This window comes from Pseudomonas edaphica (genome assembly GCF_005863185.1).
In the GTDB taxonomy this organism is placed as follows: Bacteria; Pseudomonadota; Gammaproteobacteria; order Pseudomonadales; family Pseudomonadaceae; genus Aquipseudomonas; species Aquipseudomonas edaphica.
In genome coordinates this window covers 1-3,540 of record NZ_VBVZ01000628.1, presented here as the reverse complement: position 1 = coordinate 3,540, position 3,540 = coordinate 1, and the positions used below count along the sequence as shown (strand labels likewise).

Genomic DNA, 3,540 nt, shown 5'->3' with positions numbered 1-3,540 from the left:
GCCGGGGTCGGGCTGCAATATCTGGAAACGTTCCCAGGCAATGCGCGCGTCCTCATACACACTGGTTTCCGACGGCAAATCACCGTGGCTCTGGCCAAACCCGCGATAGTCGATGGCCAACACCGAGAAGCCCAGCGCGTGCAGCTGTTCAATGCGAAACAACTGCCCGGTAAGGTTCCAGCGCACGCCGTGCAGGTAGAGGATCGCCGGCGCATCCTTGTGGCCGGCCGGGTACCACCAGCCGTGCAGATTCTGCCCCGATTTGAAACTGGCCGGCTTGATATCGAATTCCTGCACCGCCTTGGGCAGGCCGGTGTACCAGCCGGCGGTGCCCGGCTCGATGCGAAACACCAGCTCACGCTCCTTGTGTTGCAGCACGGCGCAGCCCACCGGCAGGCCGACAATCAGGATGGCCATGCACAGCAGGGGAACCCAGCGCAGGCCCAGGCGGGACAGAAAACGAGAGGACATGAAGGTTCCAGGACAAAGGCGAAGCAGGCGTTTTACCAGATGGCGTGGGCCGGCAGGCATTAATTCGACGGCCGTAGAGGGGGATTGCTTGCAAAGTGTTGCTGCCTTGAACAACCTCTGCTCGGGTTGTTAGGGTGGGCGGCCGAACAGGAGAGCACAGACATGGATTTCACCGGCAAAACGGCAATCATCACCGGCGGCGCGCGCGGGCTGGGCCTCAGTTATGCACGGGCGCTGGCCCAAGGTGGCGCGCGGGTGGTGATCAGCGATATCGGCGCCGACAAGGTAGGCGTCGGCACTGATGCATCGGTGGTGCACGCGGCGGCCGCAGCCTTGCAGGCCGAAGGGCTGGCGGTGCTCGGGCATGGCGGCGACCTGTCTACGGACGAGGGTTGTCGACAACTGATCAGCTTCACCATCGAGGCTTACGGCCAGCTCGATATCCTGATCCATAACGCCGGTTGGGTCGGTTACCAGAACATCGCCGACCTCGACGCCGCGTTCCTCCAGCGCACCATGGACATCAACCTTTACGCGCCGCTCTGGCTGTGCAAGCACGCCTGGCCGCACCTGCTGCGCTCAGCGGCGCCGCGCATTATCCTGACCACCTCCGACCGCGCCATGTACGTGGAGTACGAGCAAGCCGGGCTGGTGGCTTACAGCGCCGGCAAGATGGCGCAATTGGGCATCATGAATGCACTGAGCCATGAAGGCGCCGAGGCCGGCATCAACGTCAACGCGATCTCGCCGGTGGCCAAGACGCGCATGTGGGGCGTGACTGACGAACCGGATGAACTCAAGCCAGAGTGGGTGACGCCGGGCGTAGTGTTCCTGGCCTCTGGGCAGTGTCAGGACACGGGCTACATCCTGCGCGCCAGCAATGGTCAATTCACCGCCACGCGCTTCACCGAAAACCCAGGCGTGGAGTACCCGCGCAATCTCGCACGCATCAAGGCGGCCAATGCGCAAGAAGTCGCCGCCGCGTGGTCGCGCATCAAGCAGCCGCTGGCTCAGGCCGGCGTGACCAGTTGAACCCGATTACGCCCCTGCGCCTTGGCCAGGTACAGCGCCTGGTCGGCCTGGGACAATAAATGCGATAAGTCACTGCCCGCTGCCTGGGTGGTGACGATGCCGATACTCACGCTCAGAAAGCCCGGCGCCAGCAACTCCAACCGCGCAAACGCCAGGCGGATTCGCTCGGCCACTGCCAACGCATCGGTTTCATCGCTGCCTGCCAACAGGCAGGCGAACTCTTCGCCGCCAATGCGTGCGAACACATCCTCGTTGCGTAACGCGTCCTGCAGCACCTGGCTGAAGGCAATCAACGCCTGGTCGCCCATGGGATGGCCGAAGCTGTCGTTCAGGCGTTTGAAGTGGTCCAGGTCGCAAAGCAACAGGGCCGCGCATTGATGGCGGTGCAGCAGGTGTTCACCCCTGAGCATAAAGGCGCGGCGGTTGCCGATGCCGGTCAGCGCGTCACTGAAGGCGGCGGCCTTGAAGCGCAACTCGGCGCGCTCCTTGACCATCGCCAAGGTGACGTAGGCGATACCGATGGCGTACAGCATCGACTCAAACAGCATGAATGCAAAAAACGGCGTGCTTTCACTCTCCGAGGCCCGTTCGCTGTTGATCGGCAGGCCAGGGTCGGTAAAGGCGCGCACGCCATAAAAACCGGTGTGCCACAACGTCAGCACCAGGGCCGGCACGTAGGCCACCTCCAGGCTTTTGCGCTTGCGCCACAGCTCCAGCGCCGACAGCACGCCGTAGCCGGCAGCCAACAGTGAATACAGGGTGACGCGCGCCGACAGCGAGCCATAGAACGGCGGCACCAAACACATCACCAACCACAGGACGGCGCCGGCGAGGATGCCCGGTACATTGGGTTTTTGTTGCACGAAGGTGCGCATGGCGGTCCAGTTCATGGCGGCGCTGAGCAGCAGCACCACGTTGCCGATGACCAGCGCGACAAAGTCCATGCCCACGCCGCGCACCACAATCAGCCCGGTGCCCAGGGCGGCGAGCAGCAGCATGCTGCCCAGATAGCCCAGGGTCGGTTCGCGGCCACGACTCCAGGCATGTACCGTGAGCAGGCCCATGAGGCCGAACACGAACATGGCTACCATCAATAGCGTCGGGATGTGCAGCATCATTGGCGTGAACCTGGCGATCCTTCTTGGGTGGCGATTGTATCCGTAAGCAGGCCGCTTGACGCTGGTATTGCTGGCGCGACATGCTCCCGGCTTCTATGAGCAAAGGCCCGACCATGGACAACAGCCCTATTCGCATCACCGCTGAAGAAACCCTTTCAGACAGCTGGTACAACTTGAAAAAGTACAGCTTCGACCTGCGTCGCCAGGATGGCAGCTGGCAGGCCCAGACTCGTGAGGTGTATGACCGGGGCAATGGCGCGACCATCCTGTTGTACAACCGTGGGCAGCGCACGGTGCTGTTGATCCGGCAGTTTCGCATGCCTACGTTTGTCAACGATTACCCCGGCTACTTGATCGAAACGGCTGCCGGGTTGCTGGACAATGCCAGTCCTGAAGAACGTATTCGCCTGGAGGCTGAGGAAGAGACCGGGTATCGCGTCGGTCATGTGGAAAAAATCTATGCGGCGTTTATGAGTCCAGGTTCGGTGACTGAGCGGATTCACTTTTTTATCGGTGAGTATACGCAGGCGGATCAGATTGGTACGGGGGGCGGGCTGGAGGAGGAGGGCGAGGATATTGAAGTGCTGGAGTTGGGGTTTGAGCAGGCGCTGGCGATGGTGCAGAGTGGGGAGATTGTCGATGGCAAGACCATTATGCTGTTGCAGCATCTGGAATTGCGGATGCTTAAAGATGGCTGGTGATTGTGTGCATATCCATTATTTGGGTAACGGCGGCTTATGGTTCCGCTCTTACAGCGGCTCACTTTTTGAGGGACCAAAAAGTAAGCAAAAAGTCCTCGCCCCAACACTCGGTGCCTCGCTGTGGCTCGGCATGCCCGCAATCCGACAGTGATTTGGGGGGCCGCCGCGATGGGCCATCCTTGGCCCAGCGCGGCTAAACCGGCATCCCTGCCGGTTTA

General features: G+C 61.5%; 4 protein-coding genes. 2 read left to right on the top strand and 2 right to left on the bottom strand.

All coding sequences use genetic code 11. The annotated features are described in order from the left end of the window. Nucleotides 1-471 (bottom strand): alpha/beta hydrolase (locus FEM54_RS27885; protein ID WP_171045921.1); only part of this gene is annotated, 471 nt, incomplete at its 3' end. 162 nt (nt 472-633) lie between these two features. On the opposite strand from FEM54_RS27885, the gene FEM54_RS27880 reads away from it, so the two are divergent. Next, a complete protein-coding gene (locus FEM54_RS27880; protein WP_099548700.1) occupies nt 634-1,503 on the top strand; it encodes an SDR family NAD(P)-dependent oxidoreductase in 870 nt (289 codons plus the stop codon). Here FEM54_RS27880 and FEM54_RS27875 read toward each other — a convergent pair. Then, nucleotides 1,482-2,621: a GGDEF domain-containing protein gene (locus tag FEM54_RS27875; RefSeq protein WP_138453789.1), complete on the bottom strand. Its 1,140-nt coding sequence runs from the start codon at nt 2,619-2,621 to the stop codon at nt 1,482-1,484. The two genes, FEM54_RS27880 and FEM54_RS27875, sit on opposite strands and share 22 nt — an antisense overlap. Nucleotides 2,622-2,734: 113 nt before the next feature. Here FEM54_RS27875 and FEM54_RS27870 point away from each other — a divergent pair, with 113 nt between their 5' ends. After that, nucleotides 2,735-3,322 carry an NUDIX domain-containing protein gene (locus FEM54_RS27870; RefSeq protein ID WP_026013479.1) on the top strand — a complete coding sequence of 196 codons (588 nt, stop codon included), beginning with the start codon at nt 2,735-2,737 and terminating at the stop codon, nt 3,320-3,322. The last annotated feature ends 218 nt before the right edge of the window (nt 3,323-3,540 follow it).

What these genes read in the sequence shown, in the direction of transcription:
- FEM54_RS27870 (WP_026013479.1), top strand. Translation starts at nt 2,735, where the DNA reads ATGGACAACAGCCCTATTCGCATCACCGCTGAAGAAACCCTTTCAGAC.
- FEM54_RS27880 (WP_099548700.1), top strand. Translation starts at nt 634, where the DNA reads ATGGATTTCACCGGCAAAACGGCAATCATCACCGGCGGCGCGCGCGGG.
- FEM54_RS27875 (WP_138453789.1), bottom strand. Translation starts at nt 2,621, where the DNA reads ATGATGCTGCACATCCCGACGCTATTGATGGTAGCCATGTTCGTGTTC.